This window comes from Pseudoalteromonas sp. 5Ae-yellow (assembly GCF_014077565.1).
Taxonomy (GTDB): domain Bacteria; phylum Pseudomonadota; class Gammaproteobacteria; order Enterobacterales; family Alteromonadaceae; genus Pseudoalteromonas.
In genome coordinates this window covers 1-3701 of record NZ_JACGWD010000127.1, presented here as the reverse complement: position 1 = coordinate 3701, position 3701 = coordinate 1, and the positions used below count along the sequence as shown (strand labels likewise).

Below are 3701 nucleotides of genomic sequence, written 5' to 3'. Positions count from 1 at the left end.
CTTTGTGGATTGAAATTTGTTCAATCTAGGGGCGATTTAATCGCGGCGCGAGGTTTGTAACCTAGTGGGCTAAGTAAAAACCGAGCAACAAAGAGTTAATCGCCCCTAGAAAGAACCCAAAGGGCAGCGCATGTTCGGCATTTATGCTGCGTTATCGCCTATTTATGGGGAATAACCACACTACATAGGCTCTGCCTTGCCTAAAAACCAAACATACAGCTGCAAAATCAACCACGAAAGGTCAACACGCCCTAATAACTAACTTAAATTCGTTAACAGCCAACTAAATTAGCCAATTATGAAAGAATGCAACCAGTGTGGTAAATGCTGTATTAAATATGGCGGCGGCGATTTAAGCGCAACGAAAGAGGAAATAGATTTATGGGAGCTCTTTAACCCCGAAATTTATGAATACGTTAAAAACAACGAAATTTGGTTTGACCCAAAAACAGGCTTAAGACTTCAAGTGTGCCCATTTTTAGAAATTGCGCCTAAAAAAGATCCTCTCGCTAAAAATATGTATACCTGCAGTATTTACCTCGACCGCCCAGAAGACTGCCGCCACTACCCTAGTCTTATTTCAGAGATGATCCGCGACGAATGCGAAATGATTGAATCTGTAGATATAACAAATCAGACAAGAGCGCAGCATAAACTAGATGCGATAATGATAGATAGCCGCTATTAAATACATAGGTTTACCGGTTAGCGCTATGAGTTCTTCGATCAAATAGATAAGTTTTCTATTCACAAACCTATTATTTGAATTTTTATAATATTGGCTTAATCGTCATTTTTAGATTATTCATCGCAAAATTCAAAGTTATACTATAACATTGTTGATTCGTTAATTTTGCGGTGTTATATTATATCACAACATAATAACCACGAACCAATATATCCATGACAAAGTTAACATTAATCTCCTCTGCTATTTTTTCTGTTTTATGTTCTCAATCAGCTTTGGCTGCAACCGTTACTGGTAAAGTAATGGATGATAAAAATCAACCTATTAAAAATGCCTCTATCCATGTCCATGGCAAAAACCAAAGCGTTAAAAGTAATGATTTAGGCGAGTTTGCTATCGATATAGATGCAAACAGCCAATTACATATTAGTAAAGACAACTACATCGACTCTCGTATTGCTGTTACCGAATCTTCAAATAATCTGTCTGTGTCACTTAAACCAACATCGGTTGAAACAGTGGTTGTTTATGCCTCTGCACTTCATAAGAACAGCCTAGAAATGATTTCTCCTGTAAGTGTGCTATCTGGTGATGAATTAAGAAATAAATCTAAACCAACACTTGGCGAAACTCTTAAAGGTTTACCAGGCGTAAATGCAAGTTACTTTGGCCCTGTATCATCAAGCCCAATTATTCGTGGTTTAGATGGCCCTCGCGTTAAAATCACACAAAATGGATTAGATGCCAGCGATGCGTCGCGAATTGGCCCAGACCACGCGACATCAAGCGACAGCCTAGCGGCAGAGCAAATTGAAGTGTTGCGCGGTCCAAGTACCCTACTTTATGGCTCTGGTGCAATTGGTGGCGTTGTAAACGTGGTTGATAACCGTATTCCTACTAGCAATATCGACGAGCTTACAGGCGCTGCTGAATACAGCCACGATACGGTGTCAAATTCAAACACCGTAGCTGCAAAACTTGAAACAGGTAATGAAGGCTTTAACTTTCATTTTGATGGTACTAAGCGCAGCGGCGATGATTACCAAACACCGACCTTTACTATTGCCGACGATGATGGCGATGTTGAAACCGAAAGCTCGGTAGAAAATACTTTTATTGATAGCGAAACACTCAACTTTGGTACCAGCTATGTTGGCGATCACTTAACGATTGGTTTTTCTTACGGTAGCATTGATACTGGTTACGGTATTCCTGGGCATGAGCATCATCACGATCACGAAGGTGAAACTGAAGAAGAGCATGCAGAACATGAAGATGAAGCTGCTGAAGAGCCAGTTTACGCACATTTAGAGCAAGATCGCTGGCAAGGGATTGTAAGTTACGCCCTTCATAATAACTGGATTGAAACCATTAACCTACGTGTTGGCTACACAGATTACTCGCACAGCGAAATTGAAGATGGCGAAATTGGTACTACTTTTAAAAATAAAACGACTGAAGCACGTTTAAATGTAGAGCATAAGTTTGCTGATTGGCACGGAATGATGGGCTATCACTACAGCGATTCTGACTACGATGCAATTGGTGAAGAAGCCTTTACACCCGCAAGTGTAACTACAACTAACGCATTATATTTACTTGAAGAGCGTGAATTTGGCGACGTTACAATTGAACTTGGCGCACGTGTTGAAGATTACAAAATTGAAAGCCAAATCACGGCACACGAGCATAGCCACGGTGAAGTAGAGATAGATCATAGCGACGAAGAAACCATTGGGTATAACGAAAGTTTTACCAATTTAAGTGCCTCTGCTGGTGCCATTTGGCAATACAAGCCGGGTCATAGTATCGCTACGAGTATTTCTCATTCAGAACGAGCACCACTTTCGGCAGAGCTTTTATCTAACGGTTTACACATTGCAACTGGCACTTACGAGCTAGGCCTTGGTTACAATATTGAAGATAATGAAGCGCATTTTGAGCCAGAAAATATCAAACAGGAAACTTCAACAAACTTAGATTTAAGCTTTAGACGCTTTAGCGGTGATTTTGGTTACACAGTTAACTTTTTCTATAACGATATTAAAAACTTCTACTTCCAAGAAAATACAGGTTTAGTTTACGATGAAGAAGATGGTTTAGAATCGGCTATTGGTGCACATGATGATGCCGTTGCGGTTTATCAGTTTACCAGCAAAGATGCAGAGCTATATGGTATTGAATTTGATGCTCACTATCAAATTACATCAAGCGCTATGGTTAAAGTATTTGGTGACTCAACTCGTGCAAAACTTAAAGATGATGAAGGTAACCTACCGCGTATTCCAGCCAATAAATTAGGCTCGGAGCTACAGTATGATTTAGGTGATTTACAACTAACGCTTACAGGTACTCATTACTTTGATCAAAACGATGTAACTGCGTTTGAAACACAAACCGATGGTTATACGTTATTTGACGCACAAGCTAATTACCAACTTGATTTAGGTGCGGTAGATGCACAACTTTATATAAATGTAGATAACATTACCGACGAGTTAGGTTTTGTACATAGCTCATTTATTAAAGATAAAGCCCCACTACCAGGCAGAAACTTCCGCTTTGGTGTTCGTGGTTATTTTTAATAATTAAAAACAGTTTTTAGTTTATATTTTTACAAACCGCATTTTATTAATGCGGTTTTTTTATTTTTAGAATATATAATATCAACACGCAGTAATACTTAATCGATTTGAAGGATTAAACCTGACGCTAACTGCGTTAAGAATTTCTGATATACGACTGCATGGAGGCAGGAGGCAATGCAAGAGCAATTAGTGATAACAACTAAACAACGAAATTTTTGCCTTGTTATCGACACGATTTTCTTAGCGAAAAATAGATTACTTAATTAAGCTAATTGGTATAAAACTCTTAAATTACAAACACATCGAGTAGGGTGAGGCTTATGCCTCATCCCTCTCACAGAACCGTACGTACGGACCTCGTATACGGCTCCTGTACCCTTCACATTTTATCAACTTATTTCCTAAACGCTGATAAAGCAAGCCAT

2 protein-coding genes are annotated in these 3701 nt (G+C 39.1%); both read left to right on the top strand.

All coding sequences use genetic code 11. The annotated features are described in order from the left end of the window. Nucleotides 1-298 precede the first annotated feature (298 nt). Complete coding sequence (locus H4J63_RS19465) at nucleotides 299-688, top strand: YkgJ family cysteine cluster protein (RefSeq protein ID WP_024590141.1); 390 nt, start codon at nucleotides 299-301, stop codon at nucleotides 686-688. A gap of 215 nt (nucleotides 689-903) precedes the next feature. Next, nucleotides 904-3273 carry a TonB-dependent receptor domain-containing protein gene (locus H4J63_RS19460; RefSeq protein WP_182198071.1) on the top strand — a complete coding sequence of 790 codons (2370 nt, stop codon included), beginning with the start codon at nucleotides 904-906 and terminating at the stop codon, nucleotides 3271-3273. The last annotated feature ends 428 nt before the right edge of the window (nucleotides 3274-3701 follow it).